Source organism: Lentimicrobium saccharophilum, assembly GCF_001192835.1.
GTDB classification, from domain to species: Bacteria; Bacteroidota; Bacteroidia; order Bacteroidales; family Lentimicrobiaceae; genus Lentimicrobium; species Lentimicrobium saccharophilum.
Genome location: NZ_DF968182.1, coordinates 2,477,905 through 2,502,601, shown reverse-complemented (window position 1 = coordinate 2,502,601; position 24,697 = coordinate 2,477,905). Strand labels below are relative to the sequence as shown.

Annotated in this window: 22 protein-coding genes; 10 read left to right on the top strand and 12 right to left on the bottom strand. The window is 49.2% G+C overall.

Annotated features, from left to right (window positions below):
* The first annotated feature begins 3 nt into the window (after nucleotides 1-3).
* Nucleotides 4-561, top strand: coding sequence for a hypothetical protein (locus TBC1_RS09690; RefSeq protein ID WP_062041464.1), 558 nt, complete (start codon nucleotides 4-6; stop codon nucleotides 559-561).
* Nucleotides 558-1,286, top strand: coding sequence for an SDR family oxidoreductase (locus TBC1_RS09685; RefSeq protein WP_062041460.1), 729 nt, complete (start codon nucleotides 558-560; stop codon nucleotides 1,284-1,286). The genes TBC1_RS09690 and TBC1_RS09685 overlap by 4 nt, the downstream gene beginning before the upstream one ends.
* 119 nt (nucleotides 1,287-1,405) lie before the next feature.
* Here the strand turns inward: TBC1_RS09685 and TBC1_RS09680 are convergent, their stop codons facing one another.
* The 10 genes from TBC1_RS09680 to TBC1_RS09635 form a co-directional block, all read right to left on the bottom strand.
* Entirely contained in the window at nucleotides 1,406-2,035 is a 630-nt protein-coding gene (locus TBC1_RS09680) for a DUF6563 family protein (RefSeq protein ID WP_062041457.1), read from the bottom strand.
* Nucleotides 2,036-2,538: 503 nt separating this feature from the next.
* Nucleotides 2,539-3,240 carry a hypothetical protein gene (locus tag TBC1_RS09675; RefSeq protein ID WP_137305565.1) on the bottom strand — a complete coding sequence of 234 codons (702 nt, stop codon included), beginning with the start codon at nucleotides 3,238-3,240 and terminating at the stop codon, nucleotides 2,539-2,541.
* A gap of 294 nt (nucleotides 3,241-3,534) precedes the next feature.
* Entirely contained in the window at nucleotides 3,535-4,635 is a 1,101-nt protein-coding gene (locus TBC1_RS09670; protein ID WP_062041451.1) for an efflux RND transporter periplasmic adaptor subunit, read from the bottom strand.
* 33 nt (nucleotides 4,636-4,668) lie between these two features.
* On the bottom strand, nucleotides 4,669-5,934 hold the full coding sequence (locus tag TBC1_RS09665; protein ID WP_062041448.1) for an ABC transporter permease: 1,266 nt from the start codon (nucleotides 5,932-5,934) through the stop codon (nucleotides 4,669-4,671).
* Between the two features lie 209 nt (nucleotides 5,935-6,143).
* Nucleotides 6,144-7,376 carry an ABC transporter permease gene (locus tag TBC1_RS09660; protein ID WP_062041444.1) on the bottom strand — a complete coding sequence of 411 codons (1,233 nt, stop codon included), beginning with the start codon at nucleotides 7,374-7,376 and terminating at the stop codon, nucleotides 6,144-6,146.
* Nucleotides 7,377-7,414: 38 nt separating this feature from the next.
* Nucleotides 7,415-8,113, bottom strand: coding sequence for an ABC transporter ATP-binding protein (locus TBC1_RS09655; protein WP_062041441.1), 699 nt, complete (start codon nucleotides 8,111-8,113; stop codon nucleotides 7,415-7,417).
* A gap of 395 nt (nucleotides 8,114-8,508) precedes the next feature.
* The gene (locus tag TBC1_RS09650) at nucleotides 8,509-9,861 is read right to left on the bottom strand and encodes a 1-acyl-sn-glycerol-3-phosphate acyltransferase (protein ID WP_062041438.1); all 1,353 of its coding nucleotides are present in this window, start codon (nucleotides 9,859-9,861) and stop codon (nucleotides 8,509-8,511) included.
* A gap of 46 nt (nucleotides 9,862-9,907) precedes the next feature.
* Nucleotides 9,908-10,864, bottom strand: coding sequence for a bile acid:sodium symporter family protein (locus TBC1_RS09645; RefSeq protein WP_062042952.1), 957 nt, complete (start codon nucleotides 10,862-10,864; stop codon nucleotides 9,908-9,910).
* Nucleotides 10,865-11,065: 201 nt separating this feature from the next.
* Nucleotides 11,066-11,470, bottom strand: a complete 405-nt coding sequence (locus tag TBC1_RS09640; protein WP_062041435.1) for a DUF4878 domain-containing protein — start codon at nucleotides 11,468-11,470, stop codon at nucleotides 11,066-11,068.
* 16 nt (nucleotides 11,471-11,486) lie between these two features.
* The gene (locus TBC1_RS09635) at nucleotides 11,487-12,119 is read right to left on the bottom strand and encodes a YiiX/YebB-like N1pC/P60 family cysteine hydrolase (protein ID WP_172668867.1); all 633 of its coding nucleotides are present in this window, start codon (nucleotides 12,117-12,119) and stop codon (nucleotides 11,487-11,489) included.
* A 946-nt stretch (nucleotides 12,120-13,065) separates the two neighbouring features.
* Between TBC1_RS09635 and carA the strand changes: the two genes are divergently transcribed.
* From carA to TBC1_RS09605, 6 genes are all read left to right on the top strand, one after another.
* Nucleotides 13,066-14,148 carry a glutamine-hydrolyzing carbamoyl-phosphate synthase small subunit gene (gene carA / locus TBC1_RS09630; protein ID WP_062041429.1) on the top strand — a complete coding sequence of 361 codons (1,083 nt, stop codon included), beginning with the start codon at nucleotides 13,066-13,068 and terminating at the stop codon, nucleotides 14,146-14,148.
* A gap of 21 nt (nucleotides 14,149-14,169) precedes the next feature.
* Entirely contained in the window at nucleotides 14,170-17,397 is a 3,228-nt protein-coding gene (gene carB, locus TBC1_RS09625; protein WP_062041426.1) for a carbamoyl-phosphate synthase (glutamine-hydrolyzing) large subunit, read from the top strand.
* Nucleotides 17,398-17,493: 96 nt separating this feature from the next.
* Nucleotides 17,494-19,245 carry an amino acid permease gene (locus tag TBC1_RS09620; RefSeq protein WP_236695649.1) on the top strand — a complete coding sequence of 584 codons (1,752 nt, stop codon included), beginning with the start codon at nucleotides 17,494-17,496 and terminating at the stop codon, nucleotides 19,243-19,245.
* Nucleotides 19,246-19,440: 195 nt separating this feature from the next.
* Complete coding sequence (locus tag TBC1_RS09615) at nucleotides 19,441-19,884, top strand: DoxX family protein (RefSeq protein WP_062042949.1); 444 nt, start codon at nucleotides 19,441-19,443, stop codon at nucleotides 19,882-19,884.
* 18 nt (nucleotides 19,885-19,902) lie between these two features.
* Nucleotides 19,903-20,391, top strand: coding sequence for a glutathione peroxidase (locus TBC1_RS09610; protein WP_062041420.1), 489 nt, complete (start codon nucleotides 19,903-19,905; stop codon nucleotides 20,389-20,391).
* A gap of 101 nt (nucleotides 20,392-20,492) precedes the next feature.
* Nucleotides 20,493-20,945 carry a MarR family winged helix-turn-helix transcriptional regulator gene (locus tag TBC1_RS09605; protein WP_062041417.1) on the top strand — a complete coding sequence of 151 codons (453 nt, stop codon included), beginning with the start codon at nucleotides 20,493-20,495 and terminating at the stop codon, nucleotides 20,943-20,945.
* Here the strand turns inward: TBC1_RS09605 and TBC1_RS09600 are convergent.
* The gene (locus tag TBC1_RS09600) at nucleotides 20,942-21,895 is read right to left on the bottom strand and encodes a nucleoside recognition domain-containing protein (RefSeq protein ID WP_062041414.1); all 954 of its coding nucleotides are present in this window, start codon (nucleotides 21,893-21,895) and stop codon (nucleotides 20,942-20,944) included. The two genes, TBC1_RS09605 and TBC1_RS09600, sit on opposite strands and share 4 nt — an antisense overlap.
* A gap of 149 nt (nucleotides 21,896-22,044) precedes the next feature.
* Between TBC1_RS09600 and TBC1_RS09595 the strand changes: the two genes are divergently transcribed.
* A complete protein-coding gene (locus TBC1_RS09595; protein WP_062041411.1) occupies nucleotides 22,045-22,818 on the top strand; it encodes a sulfite exporter TauE/SafE family protein in 774 nt (257 codons plus the stop codon).
* A gap of 59 nt (nucleotides 22,819-22,877) precedes the next feature.
* The gene (locus TBC1_RS09590; RefSeq protein ID WP_082189550.1) at nucleotides 22,878-23,849 is read left to right on the top strand and encodes an isoaspartyl peptidase/L-asparaginase family protein; all 972 of its coding nucleotides are present in this window, start codon (nucleotides 22,878-22,880) and stop codon (nucleotides 23,847-23,849) included.
* Between the two features lie 33 nt (nucleotides 23,850-23,882).
* Here the strand turns inward: TBC1_RS09590 and ppk2 are convergent, their stop codons facing one another.
* Complete coding sequence (gene ppk2, locus TBC1_RS09585) at nucleotides 23,883-24,638, bottom strand: polyphosphate kinase 2 (protein ID WP_062041408.1); 756 nt, start codon at nucleotides 24,636-24,638, stop codon at nucleotides 23,883-23,885.
* Nucleotides 24,639-24,697 lie beyond the last annotated feature (59 nt).

The following is a 24,697-nucleotide window of genomic DNA, read 5'->3' as shown; positions in this document are numbered from 1 at the left end:
ATCATGGAAAACGGCATTTATCCTTATTTCCTTTCCGAACCGCAACCCGGGGCCGATGTGCCGTTCAACAGGATGGTTCAGTTCCGCTTTGAAGCGGATTGTTTCAACCGGCCGGAAAAACTCACCTATTTATACAACCTGAGCCGGTTCGGGGATTTTCTCTATATCACGGACTTTTTCCCCGCCATGTGGCGCGATGAGGCCGATTGTTTCAAAAGGCTCACCAGCCTGGAAGGGTATCAGGTAAATATACGGAAAACGGTGAAGACCTGCTTCGCGGTATTCAGGATGGAAATCTTTACAAAGGAACCACAGGCCTGCATGGTATTGAGCGGAAGTTACGCATACAACGAAGCAATTCCCGCAAAGGGCGGAATGTCGCGCAAGCTGCTGATATACCGGAGCCTGTTGTCGGACGTTGCGCGCGAACATGGCTTTAGGTATGTGGAAATACCTGAACTGAATGCAGTCATTATTGTCCACCGGCAAAGCGGGCCGGCCGATCAGGCGGTCATCAGCGCATACCGGAGTTTTAAAACACCTGAAAATAACGGAATATGAAAAATATATTGATAACCGGCGTTTCGCGCGGACTTGGACTCGTGATCACCCGGTCGCTTCTTGGGCAGGGCGGGTGGACCGTTTACGGAATAAGCCGGAATACCACGCTTGAGTTTGATAAACTTTCCGGGCAGTATCCCGGCAGGCTGAACTGGCTTTCGTACGACCTGCTCGACAGCGGCGGGTTAGAAACCCGAATTTTTAATGAGTTTATAGGGGCCACTACCCCTTTGCACGCATTTATCAACAATGCGGCGGTTTCGTACAATGAACTGATCCCCAGGATGCAGGAGAAGCAGGTGGAGGAGCTGATCCGGCTGAACCTGACCACGCCCCTGCTGCTCACCAAATATGTGATCCGGAATTTCATCAGGCATCAGACCAGAGGAAGCATCATTCATATCTCGTCGTTTTGTTCCGGAACCGGGGTAAACGGTCTGGCCATGTATGCCGCCACCAAGGGAGGGCTGGAGTCGTTCAGCCTGAATACAGCGCGGGAGTGGGGGCGTAAGGGCATCCGCTCAAACGCCCTGGCGCTGGGATTCCTCGACCTGGGCATGAGCGCCGTAGTCCCCGGCAGGGCCAAGGAGGCGTTTATCAGCAGCTCGCCCCTGCAAAGCCCCGTGAGCGTCGAATCGGTGACCTCAATGATCAGCTACCTGCTTTCGGAGGATGCTTACACTGTGACAGGACAGACCTTCTTTCTTGATTCGGGGGGGATGTAAGTTGTAATTCACCTTATGCAAGTTGCGTGGCATCGATGGAGAGTTACCGGGCGGATGAAACAGTTCAAAGCAGGTAGCTTATTTTCGAAAATAGCGTCCTTTTTGTTCTCTTTGGAATATTATCGTTTTTTCAACTCAAGCAGGTAGCGTTTGAGAACCGGAATCTTTTCCGGTTCTTCCTCAAGGGCATAACTTTGCGCAAGATCAGGAGCGGTTGCAAGCAATTCTGCCATTTTTTCTTTCTTCAAAATTGAAATGGACCCGTATGGCAGGTATACTTCATAGTAATATCTTACCAGAGCGAGATCGGCCCCTGCAATACCTGCCACGAGTGGCCCACCCATCATTGAGGCAATGGCCATCTGGTCCTGAAAGTCTTTATCGAGTGGTATGCCGGCAAGCAAAAAGAGTCTTTTTCCAATTATCTCGGTATACCCATACCAGGAACCGCCCAGTTTGAGCGGCCGGCCATTAATAAATAATGAGTCGTTGCACACTACACCCCAAACTTGTTTTTTCAGCTTCTTGCTGAGGACTTTGTCTTCAGAAGAAATCTTAAAGTCGTTGCCTCCATTCATAATGATCTGACCCCGGGTACGCCGTTCTACACTTATTCCCTGAGAACTGTCGCAGATACCATTGAAAAAGTCGGTCGGAGAGTTGTAAATTTTTGCAAATGATTGAGAAAATCCCGATACCGGTTGAAATACCAGAACAATGATAAATAGTGCGAAAATTATTTTCTTCATATTACTTATTGTTTTACCTGCTATAAGATTTTGTAAGCGCGAATTTAATCGAAAAGGGCCCGCATCCATGCATATTATACATTGTAATTAATTTCAAATCCATATTATTTTAATTGCATTTCATGATCCTGCTAAAAATCAGTTCTTTCCATATATTCCTCAGCCAATAATCCGGAATTATATTTTTCTTTCGTTAGTTTTAATATATAGTTCTACACTTCGGTATCGGGCGTTCCCCGCTCCAGGACTTAAATTACGTCACCACCGGTTTCTGAGGCTTGATTGTATTCCTTGATCATTCATAAGAATTTATTAATGAACAGCCCGGTGTAGATTCACTCCGATCGTTATATATCACAGAGGTGCAAATATTTAATTGAATTATGAAATGCTACATAGTCTTCTCAACATAGACAATGGCAGAAAATCTGATGTTTCCAAACCTCTTGCCGGAATTGTCAAGCCGTTGCTTTAGTTAGTTAATATATCTACTAAAGAATTCTCTATTGCTTGAATAATTCTGAAACCATTTTAGAAAGTACATATGGATCAAATGCCTTTTTTGCCTGCATTTGATACATTTCCAGCAGGTTGTTTTGTATTTCCGTCAACTTGTCATCACTGATTTCTTTCTTGCTTTCGCCGGATTCTAAGAATTTCTTCTTGTACCTGAAAACAGCTCTGTTTACTCCTTCAGAGCTGAGCACATTGTTTTTTAAATCGTAGATAACTCTTTTGTTCGTGGAGGTATTGATTAATTCCACGCCCAGGTTTGCATATATGGTGATACCCCTGGTAAAATTTGTAAAAACGCCCCTGCCTTTATGGGTATTGACAATATATCCGGATGATGTCGTAACCCCCTCATCCAGAATGACCATAATAATATCGTATGCCGAAATAGGATCAGTTGCTTTCGTTTTAATCATCTGATCTATTTCTTTAAAACTATAATTTAATTTGTAAACTTTCAGTCCGGTTATATATCTGATTTCCCGGTTAAGCATTTCTTCGATAATTTTATTTGTACCCTTATTTTGCGGGTAAACTTTCTCGAAATTTTCGAATATGGTAAATCCAACATGATATTGATGAATGGAATCAGACAATTCATAAATCACCCCAACAGTTCTGGGTGTGTTTTCCTGTCCTGATAAGGATAAGAAACATGGGAACAGGAATAATAAAACAGCAGTGACTTTCATAAAATCGATTTTTGTAAAGTAGCTTATCTGCATTGATTATGGTGGTATTGTTTGATCCTATCAAGCTTTTAGCATATCGTATCAAATATAGAGAATTTTGTTGAATCGAAAATTCAATAATGTCCAAAGTGATGTGTGATTCGATCCGTAAGAGGAGTTGAGTTCAGCGAAGCAAAATGTTATTCAGCTGGGATAGCGTTAAAATTCATCATTCCGGTTAAGAAATGGAATCACTAAAAAGCCCGGAAATTTTCATCCCGGGCTGTGGCAAATATTCTTACGTCAGGTTATGATCTATTTTGGCGCCGTTGCCGGAGCAATTTGAATTTTAATTTTATCCTCTTTCGAGATGCCTTCCAGCACTTCCACATTGATGCCGTCGCTCAGTCCTGTTTTGATCACGCGTTTTTCGAAGGTCTGCGGGCCGGTTTCCACTTCCACCCAGGCCGAATCGCCCTCATATTTAACCAGGCTCTCCTGTACCGAAAGCACGCTGTCGCGGCGTTCCAGCACAATATCTGCATTGGCGCTGTATCCGGCGCGGATAAAAAGGTTTTCTTTGAGCGAAACGGCAGCGCGGATTTCAAACTGTATGGCGCCGTTTTCCTCCACCCCTTTCGGGGAGATATGCTCCAGGCTGGCGGTAAACCTTTCCGCATCAATGGCACCGACGGTAAGGATCAGCTCCATCCCCTCGTGCAGTTTGCCAACCTCCGATTCGTCCACCTTGCCCTTGAAGATCATTTCACCCATATCGGCAACCGTGGCAATGGTGGTGCCGTCGTTGAAGGTGTTGCTCTCTATCACCGAGTTGCCCACTTCAACGGGTACTGTCAGCACCATCCCGGCGATGGTGGAACGGATAATGGTATTGCTGGCGGATCCGGCGTTTTTCGTGATGCCTTCGCGGATAAGCTGAAGGTTGTTTTCGGCTGCTTCCACATCCTGACGGGCTGTTTTCAGCGCCACATCATAGGTCTGAAGTTCGGCCTCGGCGATTACCCTGCTCTCGAAAAGCGATTTCTGCCTGTCGTAGTTTTTCCGGGCATCGTCAAGCGAGATCCTGGCGCGGTTAAGCCTTGATTCGGCTTCGTTCAGGCTGATCATATTGGGAATTATCCTTACCTTGGCGATCATATCCCCGACTTTTACCTTCTCGCCGGGCTCAACATAGAGTTCGGCAATAATGCCGGAGACCTGCGGTTTGATTTCTATCTCCTTGCGCGGGACTACCTTACCTGTAGCCACGGTTTTCCTGACGATATCGGTAACCGTTGCCGCCGTTGTTTCATAAATTACCGGCTTGGCCTGCGATTTACGGTAGAGATATACGATGGTGCCTGCAAAAACCACCAGAATTACCAGGCCGAGGACGATTTTAAGAACCTTTTTCATTGTATGCTGAATTAGAGAGTTAACGCATTTGATTTATTCATACCTGAGGGCATCAATGGGCTTAATACTGACTGCCTTCCGGGCGGGGATCAATCCGGCCACCGCTCCCGAAATAACCAAAATTATCAGTGCAGAGATGGCCATATTGAAATCTATATTCGGATTCTGAAACATGTTCGAATCCCCGCCGCTGTTGGTCAGGGCATAGTTCACCAGCTCGAGGATTCCCACTCCGATTACCAGTCCGACATAGCCTGCGAAGGTGGTTAGAAATACCGATTCGGTGATGATCTGAGAGATGATGTTGAGCGGGCTTGCGCCGATGGCCCGTTGTATCCCGATTTCTTTGGTACGTTCTTTCACGATGACCAGCATAATATTGCTGATGCCGATCACCCCGGCCAGCAGGGTGCCGATGCCCACGATCCAGATCAGTCCGTTGATGCCGGCAAACAGGCCGGTCATCTGGTTGTACTGCTTTTCAAGATTAAATGAGCCGATGGCCTGGGGATCATCGGGCGAAACGGAGTGGCGTCTCCTGAGCAGTGCCGAAGCTTTTTCTTCGACCACCGAAGCGGGTACCCCGGGTTTGGAGGTAAAGGCAAACCAGCCGATGATATCGCCCCAATTGTAAACCCGCTGAAAGGTGGTAAGCGGAATAAAAACGCTCTGTTCTTTGTCACCGCCGAAGTTTACCCCTGAGTTCTTCGGTTTAAAGACCCCGATTACCTGAAAGTAAATTCCCTGTATCTGAATGTATTGTCCGACGGCATTTTCGCCGGGGGCGAAAAGCACTTCATTTACCTTGTTGCCGATTACGGCTACTTTCCTTTTCTCTTTGATGTCGGCATGGTTCAGGAAACGTCCGTTGTCAATCACCACGGGGTCTATCAGGTTCCATTCGGGATAGTCTCCCATTATTGAGAATGCTCCTGATTTGGTGCCCCTCACCACGTTGTTGCCCCCGCGGAAGCCACCGGTCTGCGTTCTGGGCGCCAGGTATTCTATTTCAGGGATTTCGCGCCTCAAGGCTTCAACATCATCCGCCTTGAAATTAAAATTCCTCCCGCGCGGAAGGCCTTTGAAAGGGACGGTTGTCGGGCGGGTCCACATAAACACGCTGTTGGTGGCAAAGTCCCCGAAATCGCTGGTAACGCCGTTTTTCAGCCCGGTTCCCGATCCAAGCATGATCACCAGCATAAAGATACCCCAGAACACGCCAAATGCCGTGAAGAAGGTACGCAGCTTGTTCTTCTTCAGTGCACTCATAATTTCCTGCCAGCGATCGAGGTCAAACATTGTTGTTAAGTGTTTATGTGTTCGGGTGTTTATGTGTTCTGGTGTTCTGGTGTTCCTGTGTTCAAGTAATTTATGTTCTTGCTGTTGCAATCAGTAGTTTCTTCACTTTGTCTCCTTGTCTCCCCTTCCCCTTGTCCCCAGACTTACCTTCCCCTTGTCCCCCCGTCTCCTTGTCAGTTCTTTTTGAAAACTAAGAAAACCCGTCCGCCTCACTCGTCCCTCAGTGCTTCAATGGGTTTGATGGCAGCCGCTTTCCGGGCAGGGATAAACCCTGCCAGCGCCCCGCTCAAAACAAGCAGAACCAGCGCATAGATGGCAATCCTGAGATCAACCGATGGCTGGGAGAAAAATTCCGATTCTATTTTGCTGCCAACGGTCTCCAGCACTACCACGCCGAGTACCAGCCCGAAATATCCCGCAAAGGAGGTAATCAGCACCGCTTCCTGAAGAACCAGGCTGACAATGCTCCAGGGGGTTGCCCCCATGGCTTTGCGGATACCTATTTCCTTGGTACGGTCTTTCACTACAATCATCATAATGTTGCTTACCCCTACAATGCCCGCGATGATGGTTCCGAAACCAATCACCCAGATAAACATCCTGATACTGGAAAACAGCCGGATAAACTTCTGAAATTCTTCCAGACTGTTCCAGGTAAAGATCGCCCGCGGGTCGGTGGGGTCGAATTTATGCAGGGCGGCCAGCTTTGATCTCACTTCCTGCTCAATCTGTTTGCTTTCGTCCACCGAGGCATCGCCAACGGTGATGGCAATGGTATTGATGCGGTTGTCGCCCGAAAATACCCGCTGGGCCGTTGAAATGGGCAGGTAAATCGTCTGCATGTTGTCGTCGCGGTTGTCCTCGTCGGTAAAAAGGCCGATCACCTTGAAGGGGACTCCGTTTACACTTATGTACTTGCCCATCGGATCTTCCCCCTTGAAAAGCGCTTCCTCTACCTTTGTACTGATCACGGTAACTTTTCTGAACTGACTGATATCGGGGTCGTTGATAAACCGTCCTTTGATAATTGTTATCTTTTCGATATGCGCATAATCGGGATATACATTCCTTACATTGAAGGATCCGAACTGCTTTTTGTAGGACAAGGTGTTGCTGCCCCACATATTGTAGCGAGAGGAACTTTTATCTATCCCTTTAACCGATTTTTTTACCGCGTCATAATCTTCATTAACCAGCTGAATGTTGCGCCCGGGTTTCATACCCTTGTAAGGCATACTGGTCTGACCGCTCCATACCCAGATGGTATTGGTGGCCGAAGACTCAAACTGCTTGTTAACCCCGTTTTGCAGTCCGTTTCCGGAGCCGAGCAGGATCATCAGCATAAAAATCCCCCAGGCAACGCTGAACCCGGTCAGGAATGTCCTGAGCTTGTTCTTTTTGATGGTGCTGAAGATCTCCTGCCATTTATCGGTGTCGAACATAATCGGAGGAAAGGGTTTATGGGTTAATGTGACTTATTTTAATTATTCAAAGCCGGTGTTTTGCCGTTCAGTACTTCGCTGTCGATTATGCCGTCTTTGAGCCGGATGATGCGTTTGGTCATGTGGGCAATGTCGTTTTCGTGCGTTACGATGATGATGGTGATCCCTTCCTGATTGATTTCTTTAAGGATCTGCATTACTTCGTAGGAAGTAGTTGTGTCAAGCGCTCCGGTTGGTTCATCGGCAAGGATTACCTTTGGTTTCGAAATCAGGGCGCGGGCAATGGCTATACGCTGTTTTTGCCCGCCCGACAGCTCATTGGGCATATGTTCGGCCCACTCTTTCAATCCCATCCGCTCAAGGTATTCCATGGCGATGCGGTTGCGCTTTTTGCGCGGTACATCCTGGTAGTACAGCGGAAGGGCAACGTTCTCCACGGCATTTTTGAACGATATCAGGTTGAATGACTGAAACACAAACCCGATGTAGCGGTTGCGAAGGGCAGCCGCTTTGGTTTCGCTCTGGTTACGGATCAGGGTGTTGTCGAGGTAGTAGTCGCCGGTATCGTAGTTGTCAAGGATTCCCAGTATGTTAAGCAGGGTCGATTTTCCCGAGCCTGAAGATCCCATGACAGAGACAAATTCACCGCCCTCAATGTTGAGGTCGATCCCTTTCAAAACATGCAGTTCATTACTGCCCGTGAAGTATGATTTGTTGATGTTGGTTAAACGGATCATCTGCCCTTTTTACTTTTTTGTTTTTTATTTACAGCAGCAGCACTTACTGTGTCACTGTAATCCCCTTTAAAAGCATGAATTGTGCCATAAATCTGACTAGTTGAAAATCAGCATTATACCGGTGTGTGGCAAACAGGGTTTCCTGTTTGGTGTTCATTTTTGAAATACAGGTGTGCGTTTCCGGTCAAACTGTCTTCATTATTAAAGGTTAGGATGCAAAATTGCTGCGTAAAGCAGTCATTTGAAAGTTTATCCCGGTGAGCCGGCGATTCCGGCCGGTGAAGCTGCAGATCAGGCTTGTGAACCGGATAACCTTATTGGCCCGGTGAAAAGCGGATGGCACTTTGCTTTGCGGATAGATGGTCTGGCTTGGGAGAAGCGGCGAAACCCCGGTATTATTCAGTCAGCCCGTTGTTTTTCAGCAACTGAAGGATGGCTTCCCTGGCGGCTTTAATGTGGTGATATTCTTCATCACCGGTATTTTTCAGCATCAGCAGCCTGAACCGGCCTATGAGAACTTTCAGGCGGATATAATGATAGAAGGCAAAAAGGCCTGCTGCGGCCAGGAAAATCAATGCGGAAATTGTGATTATAAGATTACCGGTTATGAAACCCAGAACAATTCCTGCAATCAGGTACCAGAAGAGGAAAAAGACCATACCAAGGCCATAATGCAGCGAACTGAGGAACTGCTTGTCCTTGACTTTTTTGGTAATGATTACCGGAAGTTTGTAGGGGAGATAATTGAAAATCATTCCGGCAAGGTGCACCGGTAACAGGAGCAGGGAGAACAGTGCCTGAAGTATAATTGTCAGCAGACCTGCCTGCGGCGGGTGAAACAATCTGTCGCGCAGTTTATAATGGCTGAGCAGGTTGAAATAGCTGGTACAGGCCTGTTCAAGTGCGGGCAGCATCGCCGGGTCGGCTGCGGCCGCAAGATCGAGCCGGCCGATGAAGTCCCTGTCGGCTGCGAAATGATGACCGCGTTTGTTTTCGCCAGGCTCCGGTTTGCCTCTGTTTTCACGGTTTATCAGCAGCAGTTGCTGAACTGTATGGTAATATTCTTCCTGCTCCACATGGATCATCAGGGGTTTGATGGCTGCTGCCAGGCGGTCGCGGAGCTGCAATATGGCTTTTTGGGGATTTTCACGGTAGAGCGCATAATACTCAGCCACATGGATAGGTTCTCCGTAATTGACGAGCAGCTCGGTGCCCGCCCGGCTGTAATGGGTGTAGTCGATGCCTACGGGTACTATCAGGATATCGGATTTGAAATCCTGTGATTCGGCGGTGAGGAAGGCTATGCGGCAGATTCCCTTTTTCAGGGGCTGCAGTTTTTTAATGGGGCTGTGGGTTCCCTCGGGCAGGATGGCTATCGGCACACCGGCTTTGAGTACCCTTGAGGTACGGGCAAAGGTTTCGTAATTCTGGTTCATGGTTTCGGCGCCGTCGCGGGGCCTGAACACGGGAAGTATCTTGAGGAAGTAAAGCAACCGGGCAATGCGCTGTTTTTTGAAAATATCGGCCCTGGCCAGAAAAACAACCGGTTTCCCATAGGCGAAAAGCATGGCCAGCGCATCCATCAGGGCGTTCTGGTGATTGGAGGCGAAAATCAGCTGTTCCCCTTTGGGTACATGGTGTTTTCCGGTAACGGTGATTCTGCGGTAAAACAGCCTGAAGAACAGGTTTGCCAAGGCATAGAGCAGGCGATACCATACCGGGGTGTGCTCAATATTGTTTAATCCCATAAGAAGGCTGGCTTAGTGATAATTTCCGGAAGAAATTGTCATGATTTCAGGATGATACAACTTCCGTTTTTCTGAGCGGCCTTCCCCAGCTCCAGAAGGTGGCTAATCCTAAACCTGACAGGATATGCCAGATTCCCCACCAGGCTGCGATAAAGGCCATTCCGCCCATATTCAATTCCGGGGGAAAGATTTTCGGATTGAAAAGCAAAACCAGCCCCAAACCAGAGTTCTGTATTCCGGTTTCAATGGAGATGGTGCGGCGGTCAATCTGGTTCAGGCCAAATGCAGAAGCGGTAAAGTATCCGGAAAGCAATGCCATGCCATTATGAATCAGTACAATAATTATAATCCATTTGGCATACATGATGAAATAGCCGTAGTTATTTCTGAATGCCATGATGACGAAGGCCGCGAAAATCAGCAGCGAGAGGGTTTTGATCGGCTTTTTGATTTTCTCGGTAATCCGGGGCAGTTTCTGTGAGAACAAAATGCCTGCCGCCACTGGAATGCCAAGCAGTATGATTACCGTGCGGAACATATCAACCGGATCAATCACGATGGGCCTGAGCAGGGGGGAGGTGGTGGAATAGAGCTTTCCCCAGAAAGCAAAGTTAAGGGGGGTAAAGATCAGGGCCAGCACGGTGGCTGCAGCTGTCAGGCTCACCGAAAGGGCGACATTGGCTTTGGCCACACTCGAAATAAAGTTGGAAACATTTCCGCCCGGACACGAAGCCACCAGTATCATACCGAAAGCAACCGCCGGTGTTATGTAACCTCCCAGCAACCAGACCGCCAGAAATGTTACTGCAGGCAATACGAGGTACTGGGCTAACAGGCCGACGATCACCTTCCTCGGATTTCTCAATACGTCCCTGAATTGATCCCATTTGATTTCGAGCGCCACCCCGAACATAATAAATCCGATGGTGATGTTCATGATGTGCAGACTGGCCTGGCTGAAATTCAACCGTATGTTATCGAGCAACAACAGATCTTCGTGCATATCCCCGGGTTTTGGTTTGCGATAATGGGGTAAAGCTAAATATTTTTTTTTAACCGGCAATGTAGCTGTGAGATATTCATTCTAAGCGGGAAAGATACCACATATAAAGTTCCAGGTAAAGAAAAACAAACCCGGTGGAGTAGAGGCCACCGGGTAATACCATCCGGCAATTTTGCCGGTTTTAATGCAGATCAGAGTGAATTATTTTTCTATGGAAATTTTCCAACCTTCTTCTGTCTTTCTCAGAACAGATTCTGATTCATCCTCTTCTCCATTCCCATAGGTGACTTTCAGGGTAACATCAGCTTTGGTGCCGTCCTCACTGATGGTTTCTTTAACTACCTCAATGGATTTGATTCCTTTCTTTTCTGCAATCTGTTTGGATCCTTCCCCCAGAAAAGCTTTCATCTTCTGCATTTCTTCTTCTGTCGCCTCGCCGGTGCCATTCAGCAGGTCATATGCTGCGTCAACATCTCCCTTCTCAAGGCTGTAAATGAATGACTTGCTTATATCTGCGGGTGTTTTGCCGGATCCCGAACAGGAAACAAGTAAACTGAATGCAGCCATGGTGACCAGGGCCAGGGTAACAAGCATGATTTTTTTCATAATGATGAATTTTAGGTTAGTGATTAAGTAGTATTTCTTTCAGCAAGTTGCTGTGAATCAGTTGTCCGGGCAAAATCAGGCTGTCGGCCAGCAAATTCATACTCAGCTGTGTAAAGCGGTTGCCGGTCAGGTTGATTCCGGATGAAAGATAGGCCTTCCATACCAGCTCGGTGCAGTAAAGCCGTTCATCGCTTCTGATATCAAACGCTTTGTCAAATGCCAGCTTCTTTTCATAATATTCCATTGCTTTGGAAGCGGCCCGGGCCGAAAAACCGGCAGTATCTCTGCAAAGACGATAAACAGCATACCGGCTTGCCTTGTCGATGCTTAAAAAATCAGCTGTTTTATCACATCTGACTATTTCTTCCCCGTTTTCATCGGGCTCTCCGGGAACGGCATGGACCACAAAGGGCTCTCCGTCAATATGTATGACGATTCCAACGTGGGAATAGGCCGTGGAAGGATCGTTCATCATTACAACTGCACTTACCAGACTTCTTCCCTTTCTGAAAACGATGTCTCCGTCCAGTAATTCAGGAAGCAACAGATTATTTCTATCAGGCATTGACTCTACGGAAATTCCTGAGAGCCTCCTGTCAGCGGCCTGCCCCAACATCAGTCCGATTACCGCCAGCACCAGTATTGCCATTGGAAGCATTTTTCTGATGATTATGCGGTCCCGGAAAGTGTTCCCTGTAGGGTCCAATTTATTTATTTTCTCGGATGATATCAATAAAAATATGCAAATCCGTCTGATGTATCAGGACAAAGCTATATAGATACTTTAAATTTTCAAAGTTTTATTGTGGTATTTTTATTTTTATTTCCCGTTATCTGTGGTTTACGCTTGGAAACTTGTGTAGTTGTGATCCGGTTAAACAAACTGATTTAGTGTCAGATGCTGAATACTGAATACGGTATAACGGGTCTCTTGATATATTTTTTTTAGATTATGAATTGATGCTGATTTTTTTTCAGGAAGATATTCCGCCCTTTCAGGGCTGGTGGCTGCGAGCGTGCTGATAAAGCGAAGGGCTGTACCCTTCGTTATGGTATTACGCCCCTTCGGGGCTTCATGCTTGGGGTTAGATGTAGTAACGCAGGGCTGTACCCTTCGGTAATATATTCCGCCCTTTCAGGGCTGGTGGCCGTGAGTTTACGGGTAAAGCGCAGGGCAGCACCCTTCGTTATGATATTCCGCCCTTTCAGGGCTTTTGGCCGTGAGTGAGTTGTCGTGACGAAGGGCTGTACCCTTCGTTTTGGTATTCCGCCCTTTCAGGGCTGGTGGTTTGGAGGTTGCTGAGGATGCGAAGGGCTGCACCTTTCGGTAATATATTCCGCCCTTTCAGGGCTGGCGGTTTGGAGGGAGTTGGGTATACGAAGGGCTTCGCCCTTCGATGTTATATTCCGCCCCTTCGGGGCTTTTGGTTGTGAGAGGGGTGATAATGCGCGTTACTGATAATGCATAGTTCTATCACGGTATCCGGTTAAAGTTTTGTTGATAAATTATTATGGATTAAGTCAGGCATGACATATTAAACATCTATTTTTGTAGATACAAAAGGCTCCCTGTCGGAGATCAATTTATTTTTCAGATGACAAGAATCCCTGCAAAACTTTTGCTCTCAAATGGCATGTCGTTCAGCGGATACTCATTCGGGCACACGGGAAGTGTCTCGGGTGAGGTGGTTTTTAACACCGCCATGACCGGTTACCCCGAGAGCCTTACCGATCCCTCATACAGGGGGCAGATACTGGTCCTCACATATCCCCTGATCGGCAACTATGGTGTTCCTGACACAATTTCAGAAGCGGGTTTACCCGCTTTTTTTGAATCTGATCAGATCCATATCAGCGGGCTGGTCATCTCTTCATATTCCGAACAATACAGCCATTGGAACGCAGGCAGGAGCCTTGCCTCCTGGCTGGGTGAACACAGCATTCCCGCGATTGAAGGGATTGATACCCGTGCACTTACCCAGGTAATCCGCGAGCACGGAGCCATGACAGGAAAAATCATCGTGGATGGGGAAGAGGTAAACTGGCGTAATCCCAATTCGGAGAATCTGGTGGCCGAAGTCAGTACGAAGGAAGTAATCCGGTATGGAAATGGCCGGTACCGGATTCTGTTGGTCGATCTTGGCGTTAAGTATAATATCATCCGCCACTTCCTCAAGCGCGACACCACGGTGATCAGGGTTCCCTGGGATTATGATTTCACCGGTCTGGAATACGACGGGCTGTTCCTGTCAAACGGCCCGGGAGATCCGAAAAAATGTGAAGCAACCATCAGGCATTTGCAACGTCAGTTGACACATCCAAAACCCGTGTTCGGGATTTGTCTGGGAAACCAGCTGATGGCGCTGGCCTCGGGTGCCGATACCTTTAAGCTCAGATACGGTCACCGGAGTCATAACCAGCCGGTGCTTCAGGCCGGTACCAACAAAGCTTTGGTCACTTCGCAGAACCATGGCTTCGCAATAGACAGTAAAACCCTTGGCAGCGAATGGGAGGAATGGTTTATCAACCTCAACGACGGCACGAACGAAGGAATCAGGCACCGTGAATTGCCCCATTTTTCGGTGCAGTTTCATCCTGAAGCATCCAGCGGACCGACAGACACTGAGTACCTGTTCGATGAATTTTTGTCTGAGGTCGGCCGCTTTTCAGGACGTTAGTAATTTTTGAATCAGAGGATCATGAAGAAACACCAGATCAGAAAAGTGCTTGTGCTTGGCTCGGGAGCCCTGAAAATCGGAGAAGCCGGGGAATTTGACTACAGCGGGTCTCAGGCGCTGAAAGCATTGCGGGAGGAGGGAATTCACACGGTGCTGATCAACCCGAACATCGCAACCGTGCAAACCTCGCAAGGTGTTGCCGATACCGTCTATTTTCTGCCGGTTACCCCGCTTTTTGTAGGAAAAATTATAGAAAAGGAGCGTCCTGATGGTATTCTGCTTGCATTTGGAGGCCAGACAGCGCTGAATTGCGGAGTGGAACTTTTCAGACAAGGCACTCTTGAGCGGTATGGGGTGCGGGTGCTTGGAACCCCCGTTGAAGCCATCATCGAAACCGAAGACCGCAGGCTTTTTGCCGATAAGCTGCATGCCATAGGGGTGGATACACCGAGGAGCATCGCCGTGACTACAGCAGAAGAGGCCCGGGCTGCCGCCGGGAAGCTCGGATTCCCCATTATCGTGAGGGCTGCCTTTACCCTGGGTGGCCAGGGATCAGGTTTCTGCAGCGATATGGACGAACTGGAACGCCTGGCGGGGAATGCCTTTTCCTATTCGGATCAGATCCTGATCGAAGAATCCCTGAAAGGCTGGAAGGAAATTGAATACGAGGTGGTCAGGGACAAATACGACAACTGCATCACCGTGTGCAACATGGAGAATTTCGATCCCCTTGGCATTCATACGGGTGAGAGCATCGTGGTGGCGCCTTCACAGACCTTAAGCAATGCCGAGTATCATAAACTGCGCAGCATCTCCATACAGATTGTCCGTAGCGTGGGAATTGTCGGTGAGTGCAATGTTCAGTTTGCGCTGGATCCGGATTCGGAAGCTTACCGGGTAATTGAAGTCAATGCAAGGCTTTCGCGGTCTTCGGCGCTGGCTTCAAAAGCCACAGGATATCCTTTGGCGCATGTGGCTGCCAAACTGGCATTGGGTTATGGACTTCATGAACTGAAGAACAGCGTTACCCGCACCACTTCAGCGCTTTTTGAGCCGGCCCTTGATTACATCGTCTGTAAAATACCGCGATGGGACCTGAATAAGTTCACGGGCGTTTCCAAAGAGATCGGTTCCAGTATGAAGTCGGTGGGGGAGGTTATGTCGATCGGCCGGACTTTTGAAGAAGCCATACAAAAGGGGTTGCGCATGACAGGGCTGGGACTGCACGGTTTTGTTGCCAATGAGCATCTTGATTTTCCTGATCTCGACCAGAGTCTCAGCGAACCGACCGATATGCGCATTTATGCGCTGGCGGAGGCATTTTCGAGGGGTTATACGGTAGAGCGTCTGCATGAGCTTACCCGCATAGATGCCTGGTTCCTTCAGGGGTTGGCTAACATCAGCCGGATGGCAGCTACACTCGCCGGATATTCCCTCGCTACCATCAGCCCGGAGCTGATGCTGGCAGCCAAAAGACTGGGTTTTTCCGATTTTCAGCTGGCCCGTTTACTGATGGGCGGCGATTCCGGGACTATGCACGAACGTTTGCTGAAGGTACGTGCCTGGCGCATAACTCACCATATAAAGCCGGTTATCAAGCAGATAGATACCCTGGCTGCAGAATATCCGGCTTTTACCAACTATCTCTACCTTACCTACAACGGAGATGTTTCGGATATTGCCCCGCAGGATGATAAGAAATCGGTGGTGGTACTGGGTTCCGGGGCCTACCGCATCGGCAGCTCGGTTGAGTTTGACTGGTCGGGTGTGAATGCCCTGCAGACGACCAGAAGACTTGGTTACCGTCCGGTAATGATCAATTACAATCCCGAAACGGTAAGTACCGACTATGATATGTGCGATCGTTTGTATTTCGATGAGCTGAGTTTCGAGAGGGTCATGGATATACTTGATGCGGAGCAACCTTTGGGAACCATACTGTCAACCGGCGGGCAGATAGCCAATAACCTGGCAATGCGGCTCTACCGCTCAGGGGTGAATATACTGGGCACCTCACCGGTAAACATCGATATGGCGGAAGACCGTCATAAATTCTCGTCCCTGCTCGACAGGCTCGGGGTAGATCAGCCACGCTGGCGTGAGCTGAGCAGTTTGGCTGAGATTGAAACTTTTGCTTCCGAAGTGGGTTATCCGTTGCTTATCCGTCCGTCGTACGTGTTGTCAGGTGCTGCAATGAATGTGGTTTCAAATCCTGAAGACCTGAAACATTTTCTGCAGGTGGCCGCTAAGGTTTCGAAGGAACATCCGGTGGTTGTCTCTGAATTTATCGAATCCGCCAAGGAGATTGAGGTGGATGCTGTGGCTGCCAATGGCAGTCTGGTGGTTTACGCCATTTCGGAACATGTTGAATTTGCGGGGGTACATTCCGGAGACGCTACCATCGTTTTCCCGGCGCAGAAGTTATATCTTGAAACCACCCGCCGCATCAAACGCATCACCCGTCAGATTGCCGGCGCGCTGGAGATCAGCGGGCCCTTTAATATTCAGTTTCTTGCGAAGGACAACCACATCAAGGTGATTGAATGTAACCTGCGCGCATCCAGGAGCTTCCCGTTTGTGTCAAAAGTGCTGAAGATCAATTTTATAGATCTTGCCACCCGGGTAATGCTCGGTGAAGCGGTGGAAGTGCCGCACAAAAACATGTTTGATATTGACTACCTCGGCATCAAGGCAAGCCAGTTTTCCTTTTCGCGCCTTGCCAAGGCAGATCCGGTACTGGGGGTGGATATGGCCTCCACAGGTGAAGTAGCTTGTCTGGGTGAGACCTTCCATGATGCCTTGCTTAAGGCCATGTTTTCGGTGGGTTACCGGATGCCGGAGCGCGGCGTGCTGATTTCCAGCGGAGATGTGAAGTCAAAGGTGCAGTTGCTTGAGCCCGCCCGGATGCTTGCCGCGAAAGGAATTCCCCTCTTCGCCACACGGGGCACAGCCAGGTTTCTGGAGGGAAACGGGATTCAGGCCGGTGTACTTCATTGGCCCGATGAAGCGCAAACCCCCAATACCCTCGAATATATCCGCGAACGCCGGGTTGACCTGGTTATCAATATCCCGAAGGACCTCTCAAAAACAGAGCTGCACAACGACTATACCATCAGGCGGAGCGCCATCGATTTCAATATTCCGCTGATCACCAATGCACAGCTGGCTGCTGCTTTTATAACTGCAGGATGCCGGCTTTCACTGGATGAACTGGAACTTAAGTCCTGGAATGAATATGGCGGATGGTGATCATCTGTCTGATTTCTGAGGATTTCAGGTGATAAATGATGCTGTTTTGTCATCTAACTGATTTATTTTTACTTTTGGTAAGTAAAAAATCCGCCTTTGCATTTCCGACACCTCTTCCGTCGCAAGTCCATCGACATGATTCTTGCTCACGCAAAAAATGAGCAGGAAGCCGGGCACCTGATGCGCAAAGACCTCGGCGTGCGCGATCTTACCTCTTTTGGCATTGCAGCCATTATCGGTGCAGGGATATTCAGTACCATCGGGAATGCTGCTTCTTACGGAGGGCCGGCTGTCTCTCTCCTCTTTGTTTTTTCGGCCATAGCCTGCGGATTTTCAGCGCTTTGCTATGCACAGTTTGCCTCATCCATTCCCCTTAGCGGAAGTGCATACACATATGCTTACGCCAGTTTTGGAGAGCTGGTGGCCTGGATTATCGGATGGGATCTGATTATGGAATATGCCGTGGGAAATATCGCTGTGGCCATTTCATGGAGCGGATATTTCTGCGGATTGCTGTCAGGATTCGGCATTCATATTCCCGATTACCTCACCATCGATTACCTGAGTGCATCCCGGGGATTTAAGGAAGCCTCGGAATTGCTTGCTGCCGGCATGCCCGTTGCGGATTTGCCGGGTGAACTGGCCGAAGCCTGGCGCGCCTGGACCATGTCGCCTGCATTGGGCGGGCTCCGGCTGATCGCCGATGTCCCCGCGTTTGCCATTGTTGTCTTTATCACCTGGCTGGTGTACAGGGGGATACGGGAGTCGAAAAGGGCCAGCAATATCATGGTACTGCTGAAAGTCGCCATTCTGCTGATGGTGATCGCCGTTGGCGCGTTTTATATCAATCCTGAAAACTGGAGCCCCTTCGCTCCAAACGGCATCGGCGGCGTGCTGAAGGGCGTCTCGGGCGTGTTTTTTGCCTACATTGGCTTTGATGCCATCTCTACCACCGCCGAAGAGTGTAAAAATCCGCAACGCGACCTTCCCCGATCCATGATCTATTCACTGATCATTACCACAGTGCTCTATGTGGCCATCAGCCTGGTGCTCACCGGCATGGTGAGTTACCACCTGCTCGGGGTGAGTGATCCGCTGGCCTTTGTATTTGACAGGCTGCACCTGACAAAACTGTCGGGCATCATCGCCCTGAGCGCCGTAATCGCCATGGCCAGCGTACTGCTGGTATTTCAGGTTGGACAGCCGCGCATATGGATGAGCATGAGCCGCGACGGTTTGCTGCCCCCGGTGTTTGCCAAACTTCACCCCCGGTACCAGACACCTGCCTTTTCCACCATCATTACCGGAATTCTGGTGGCCGTGCCGACACTTTTTATGAACCTCACGGAAGTCACCGATCTCACAAGTATCGGAACCCTTTTCGCCTTTGTCCTGGTCTCGGGCGGTATCCTGATCCTCGACGGGAAGAAAACCCCCGCCGGAAACCTCGGGCGTAAAGGCAGCGGAAAGTTCAGGGTTACTTACATCAACAGCCGTTACTGGCTGCCGGTTATCTGGTTGGGCGTGTTTCTGATTCTGCTGAAACTTGATCCCGAAGACCTGCAGGCATTGATCAGTTTCGACCGGCTTCCCGGAGAAACCGTATGGGATGTGGTGAAACATAAAATACCGCATGCCGCATTCCTGATTGTGGCTGTATCCGTCACCTGGATCGCCGTGAAGAAGGAACTTTCACTGATTCCCGCCCTGGGCCTGCTCACCAATTTTTACCTGATGTCGCAGCTGGGCATCACCAACTGGCTGCGTTTCCTGATCTGGCTGTTAATCGGACTGGTGCTTTACTTTGTCTATGGTGCCCGTCACAGCCGGTTAAAGACACTCAGGTAGTCTTCAAACGCACTTTACTCTTCTTGTACAGGCTTTTTAAATAACCGGAAGCCCGCTTGCCTGATGAATTATCTCCTCGTAACCACAGATAATTTTTGTTAAAAAAATCATTATATCGTTTGCGATATAAATTTTTATTATTTTTGCATCGTGAACGATATAATCGTGAAAGATAAAAAATCAAATTCCAGCGAAATGAAGATTTCAGAAAGACTGCAGAGGGGTTACAATGTTAAAACTCATTGGATATTAAGCCTTTTCAGAATCCTGCTTGGCCTGAGCCTGCTGTTTGTAGGTATTAGTCACTTGACCTTTGCGCGGGCGGAATTTGTCGCCCAGGTGCCCGACTGGGTGCCGGTCCCCGATGACCTCACCGTGTTGCTTTCGGGTTTTGCGGAAATAATCCTGGGCCTGGCGCTGGTGATTCTGCCCAAATGGAAAGCACTGACTGGCTGGGTGGTGGCGCTTTTCTTCGTGATCATTTTCCCGGGAAACATCGCGCAGTATGTGAACCAGATTGATGCATTCGGCCTGGATACCGACCGGGCACGGCTTATCCGCCTTTTCTTTCAGCCTGTACTCATTGCATGGGCCTTATGGTCCACCGGGGCATTTAAAGCATTTAAAAACAAGAGTTAAAACTATTTTAAAATCATCATGAACAACAACTTTTATCAGTTTGAAGCGAAAAGCCTGAACGGAAAGCCGGTCAGCATGGAAACCTACAAGGGGAAAGCTATTCTTGTGGTAAACACAGCCAGCAAATGCGGACTCACACCCCAGTATGAAGGATTGGAAGAACTCTATAAAAAATACGAAGACAAAGGGTTTGTAATCCTTGGTTTTCCCTGCAACCAGTTTGCCAACCAGGAGCCGGGCGATGAAACTTCCATTTCGGAGGGCTGCCTGATCAACTACGGCGTTACCTTCCCCATGTTTGCCAAGGTGGATGTCAACGGCGAAACGGCACATCCCGTCTTTAAATACCTGACGACCGAATTGAGGGGTTTACTGAGCAAAAAGATTAAATGGAACTTCACCAAATTCCTGATCGACACCAAAGGCAGGCCTTACAAACGTTTTGCTCCGGTTACCAAACCAGCGGCCCTGGAACCATACATCCGCAAGGTGCTGGGGATATCCTGAAAATTCCGTCGCCTTCGATCCATTCATTACTTAATTTTGCCTGAGCACGGGTGGAAACTCCACTGCCTGTTTCCGGTGAAGTAAATTTAAATGCGTTTACCATGGCCTACGAACAACTTAAACTCGAAAATCAGCTCTGCTTCCCCGTATATGCGGCCTCCCGCCTGATTACGCGCGAATATCAGCCCTATCTGGAAAAATTGGGGATAACCTACCCCCAGTATCTTGTGTTGATGATATTGTGGGAAAAAGACCGTTTGCCGGTGACCGATATAGCCAGAAAACTTATTCTCAATACCAACACCATTACGCCGTTGCTGAAGCGGATGGAGCAGACGGGGCTGATTGTGCGGAAGCGTTCGCCGGAAGATGAACGGAAGGTGATGATTGAGCTTACAGACAAGGGAAGGGCCATGCAGGAGGAGGCTGCGCGTATTCCCGAAGCATTGGTAAGTCAACTGATGAAAGGAGACCTGAGAGCCGGCGAACTGACCGACCTGAAGGCGCGCCTCACCGCGCTGATCAGATTACTGTCTGCAAATGAAACGGATTAGACCGGCTCCGGCAGGCGGGCGCGTTGTCGCGACCATCGCAGTTCAAGTTTCCGTAGCCATACCGCCAGCAGGGCCACAAGCATACGTGGCCAGATCAGCCAGTGCAGGGTATAGCCAAGGGTAATAAAAAGCAGGGGATCCTCCAGTTGCGAATGTGATACCGCTACGTGATGGTTGAGCAGATCGGCATCGCTGCGGTTCATCCTTCCCTTTTCGCGCTGATCAATCATAATGGCCGAACCATAGGCGAGGCCGATCAGGTTGGCTACCACCCATGAAAGGGTGGCACTGCGTGGCAACCCAAAGACTTTCATCACCGGTCCCAATGGTTTATTGATGGCCGCAATCCATCCGAATTCCTCCATCAGTTGTTGCGCGATCAGCAGCAGGTTCACCAGCACCAGAATCTTCAACACTGTGGAGGTGATCGAGGTAAGCCAGTGAAGCAGCGCCGCTGTCAGACCAATACCGGTTCCGGATACAAGCAGGGGAACCTCAGACATATTGCCGGGCATTACCAGGTTCAACAGCCAGGCGGCAAGAAAACTTCCCGTTAAACGTACCAGCACCATGCGTGCCACGGATGAGCCTGTCCTTTTCATTACTGCCGATTCAATCAGGAACCCGTGGGAAATCAGGCACATTACCGCCAGTATGGTGCCTTCACGCAGCGGAAAGTCAAGCATGGCCAGGATGGCTACCACCGAGTAAATATTGGTAAAAATACTGGTGATAAAAACCACTGCCGAAGCGCCGGGGAGCCCCAGCCTGCTGAACAGCGGACTGGTATAACCGGCAACCATGCTGAGGATGCCGTAATGGTCGAGCAGCATCACGGCCAGCGAAACAGGGACGGTAATTTTTATCAGCCACCAGGCGGTTTTCAGCCCCTTTGGTAAGGCTATCATCACCGACTTTCGCATTCTGCCGGTAAGGTTGGGTTCAGTCATGATAAGCGGGCTTATTCAGAGGGTGCAAAGATAGGATTAATGTTTTGCGAAACATCCATGAAACAGGAAGGCTTAACGGGAACACAAGGGTATTAGTGGCTGCAACTTTCGGATAAGTTTCCTTACATTTGCTTGTCCAATCGTCTGCTATGTCGAGCCTCGAAGTCATTGCCCTGATTGTTTCGGGCGTTTTTGTCGGTTTTATCAATACCCTGGCCGGCGGAGGTACCATCATCTCGCTGTCGCTGTTTATGTTTATGGGCCTTCCGGCCGATGTCGCCAACGGAACCAACCGCATTGCGGTGATTCTGCAGAACATGACCTCCGTTACCACCTTCAGGCAGCAGAAACTGCTCGACACCCGCAAGGCTTTGTGGCTTTCCATCCCAACTGTTATCGGTTCCATCATCGGGGCGCAATTGTCGGTACAGATTGATGAAGCCACTTTTCGCAAAGCAATTGCCGCAGTGATGCTGATGATGGTGTTTTTTATCCTGACAAAGCCCGCTAAATGGCTGAAAGGGCAGGAAGCCCTGCAGCTGAAAAAGGTAAGCCCTTTGCAGATGCTGATCTTTTTCGCGATCGGCATTTACGGAGGGTTTGTGCAGGTAGGTGTGGGTTACTTTCTGCTGGCCGGTATCGTGCTCGGGGCGGGCTACGATCTGGTGAAAGCCAATGCCATCAAGGTTTTCATCGTGCTGTTGTATACCATTTTCGCCCTGGTGGTTTTTGTAGTCAACGATAAAGTCAACTGGCAGTTCGGGCTGATACACGCGATTGGCAACATCATGGGTGCGTACATTGCTTCCCGCTATGCGGTAAACTGGGGCGCAAACTTCATCCGGTGGTTTATTATTGTGATTATTTTCATTACCTCTGCTGATCTTTTCGGCATCATCGACATACGGGGGATGTTTTCCTGAAATCCGGGATTGTTCACCGTTCTGTGAGTTATTGACCTTGAAGATAAAAGCACTTTTTTATGAAACACCTGACATTGACTTTTATTATCTGTTTCCTGATAGCGTTGCCGCATGCGATGGCACAGCAGCCCGGCTGGGTTCTGGTCATTCACGGCGGGGCCGGCAATATCACCCCGGCGCGCGTCGCCCCTGAAAAGCAGGTAATTTATGAAGCAAAACTACAGGAAGCGCTTACCGCGGGGCAACAGGTGCTGGCCGGTGGGGGTACAGCCATGGATGCGGTGATTGCCGCGGTTCAGTTTATGGAAGAATGCCCGCTGTTCAATTCGGGGAAAGGCGCTGTTTTTAATGCAGAAGGGAAGAACGAACTGGATGCTTCGGTGATGGATGGTTTTACCGGCAAGGCCGGTGCGGTTGCCGGGGTTACCATTATCCGCAGTCCTGTGGAAGCTGCCCGTCGGGTGATGGACTCTTCTCAACATGTGATGCTTTCGGGAAAAGGTGCCGAAGCCTTTGCCCGGGAGCAGGGCCTTCAGATGGTGGATCCTTCGTACTTCCATACCGATGAAAGCTGGCAGGAATACATGAAAGTAAAGGAAAGACTTGAACAGGAAGGGCGCAAAGGCACCGTAGGAGCCGTTGCCCTCGACAGCCACGGTAATCTGGCCGCCGCTACCTCAACCGGAGGCATGACCTTCAAGAAATACGGCCGCATCGGCGATTCTCCGGTGATAGGGGCAGGGACCTACGCCTCCAATGAAAGCTGTGCCGTATCGTGTACGGGCCACGGCGAGTATTTTATCCGGAATTCAGTGGCCTACGATGTTTCCGCCCGCATGCTTTACCTTGGGGAAACGTTGGAACAGGCGGCAGAGTATATCATCAACGAAAAGCTTAAAAGTCAGGGTGGTGCCGGCGGACTTATTGCCGTGGACAAAAACGGTAATATCTCCATGCCGTTCAATACTCCGGGTATGTTCAGGGGTTTTGTAAAACAAGGGGCTGAACCCCGGGTGCTGATGTTCAGGTAAATCTCCGGAGTTCCGATTGCAGACCTTTGGTATTCAGATCATCGAAGGATCGAATATGTTGATTATTTCCGGATTTGGTTCAAATGAAACCCTGGCCTGAGCTTTTTCAGGGTAATCCATCCGGGCAAGCACATACCGCATGGCTTCCATCCGGGCTACCGGCTTGTCGTTTCCTTTTACGATCACCCAGGGATTATCGGGCCGGTGGGTCCGGAGGAACATCTGGTTTTTGTACCAGGTAAATTCGTCCCACATCTGCTGGGCTTTCAAATCCACGGTGCTGAGTTTCCAGACCTTCAGCGGGTTATTGATCCGGTCTTCAATTCTTACTTTTTGTTCGGTAATATTGATGGAGAACCAGAACTTGATCAGTATAATGCCGTCTTCGAGCAGCATCTGTTCAAATACCGGTGCCTGTTTCAGAAAAAGTTCATATTGTTCCTTAGTGCAGAATCCCATGACCGGTTCAACCACCGCCCGGTTGTACCAGCTGCGGTCGAAAAACACGATTTCGCCCGGATTGGGCAGTTCTTTGATGTAGCGCTGGAAATACCACTGTCCTTTTTCTACTTCTGTAGGTTTTGGCAGGGCGACCACCCGCATGGCCCTGGGGTTAAGATAGCGGGTGAAACGGTAAATGGCGCCACCCTTTCCGGCGGTATCGCGGCCCTCAAAAATAATCGCCAGCCTCAGGTGCTGATCCTGTATCCGTTTCTGAAGCCTGATCAGCTCAATCTGCAGTTGCCTCAGTTCTTCTTTGTATTGTTTTTTCAGGTCTGCTGTTTCCATATAGATGAATCATTGAAGAACGGCCATACTTACTTAGATTGGGTTTTGAATAGTCACGA

Excerpts from the sequence above, each read along its gene's own strand:
- TBC1_RS09590 (WP_082189550.1), top strand. The coding sequence starts at position 22,878 with ATGAAACACCTGACATTGACTTTTATTATCTGTTTCCTGATAGCGTTG.
- TBC1_RS09635 (WP_172668867.1), bottom strand. The coding sequence starts at position 12,119 with ATGGCAATACTGGTGCTGGCGGTAATCGGACTGATGTTGGGGCAGGCC.
- TBC1_RS09665 (WP_062041448.1), bottom strand. The coding sequence starts at position 5,934 with ATGTTTGACCTCGATCGCTGGCAGGAAATTATGAGTGCACTGAAGAAG.
- TBC1_RS09650 (WP_062041438.1), bottom strand. The coding sequence starts at position 9,861 with ATGGGATTAAACAATATTGAGCACACCCCGGTATGGTATCGCCTGCTC.
- carB (WP_062041426.1), top strand. The coding sequence starts at position 14,170 with ATGAAGAAACACCAGATCAGAAAAGTGCTTGTGCTTGGCTCGGGAGCC.
- TBC1_RS09690 (WP_062041464.1), top strand. The coding sequence starts at position 4 with ATGGAAAACGGCATTTATCCTTATTTCCTTTCCGAACCGCAACCCGGG.
- TBC1_RS09640 (WP_062041435.1), bottom strand. The coding sequence starts at position 11,470 with ATGAAAAAAATCATGCTTGTTACCCTGGCCCTGGTCACCATGGCTGCA.
- TBC1_RS09680 (WP_062041457.1), bottom strand. The coding sequence starts at position 2,035 with ATGAAGAAAATAATTTTCGCACTATTTATCATTGTTCTGGTATTTCAA.
- TBC1_RS09670 (WP_062041451.1), bottom strand. The coding sequence starts at position 4,635 with ATGAAAAAGGTTCTTAAAATCGTCCTCGGCCTGGTAATTCTGGTGGTT.
- TBC1_RS09675 (WP_137305565.1), bottom strand. The coding sequence starts at position 3,240 with ATGAAAGTCACTGCTGTTTTATTATTCCTGTTCCCATGTTTCTTATCC.
- TBC1_RS09595 (WP_062041411.1), top strand. The coding sequence starts at position 22,045 with ATGTCGAGCCTCGAAGTCATTGCCCTGATTGTTTCGGGCGTTTTTGTC.
- TBC1_RS09655 (WP_062041441.1), bottom strand. The coding sequence starts at position 8,113 with ATGATCCGTTTAACCAACATCAACAAATCATACTTCACGGGCAGTAAT.
- TBC1_RS09685 (WP_062041460.1), top strand. The coding sequence starts at position 558 with ATGAAAAATATATTGATAACCGGCGTTTCGCGCGGACTTGGACTCGTG.
- TBC1_RS09610 (WP_062041420.1), top strand. The coding sequence starts at position 19,903 with ATGAACAACAACTTTTATCAGTTTGAAGCGAAAAGCCTGAACGGAAAG.
- TBC1_RS09605 (WP_062041417.1), top strand. The coding sequence starts at position 20,493 with ATGGCCTACGAACAACTTAAACTCGAAAATCAGCTCTGCTTCCCCGTA.
- ppk2 (WP_062041408.1), bottom strand. The coding sequence starts at position 24,638 with ATGGAAACAGCAGACCTGAAAAAACAATACAAAGAAGAACTGAGGCAA.
- TBC1_RS09660 (WP_062041444.1), bottom strand. The coding sequence starts at position 7,376 with ATGTTCGACACCGATAAATGGCAGGAGATCTTCAGCACCATCAAAAAG.
- carA (WP_062041429.1), top strand. The coding sequence starts at position 13,066 with ATGACAAGAATCCCTGCAAAACTTTTGCTCTCAAATGGCATGTCGTTC.
- TBC1_RS09615 (WP_062042949.1), top strand. The coding sequence starts at position 19,441 with ATGAAGATTTCAGAAAGACTGCAGAGGGGTTACAATGTTAAAACTCAT.
- TBC1_RS09645 (WP_062042952.1), bottom strand. The coding sequence starts at position 10,864 with ATGCACGAAGATCTGTTGTTGCTCGATAACATACGGTTGAATTTCAGC.
- TBC1_RS09600 (WP_062041414.1), bottom strand. The coding sequence starts at position 21,895 with ATGACTGAACCCAACCTTACCGGCAGAATGCGAAAGTCGGTGATGATA.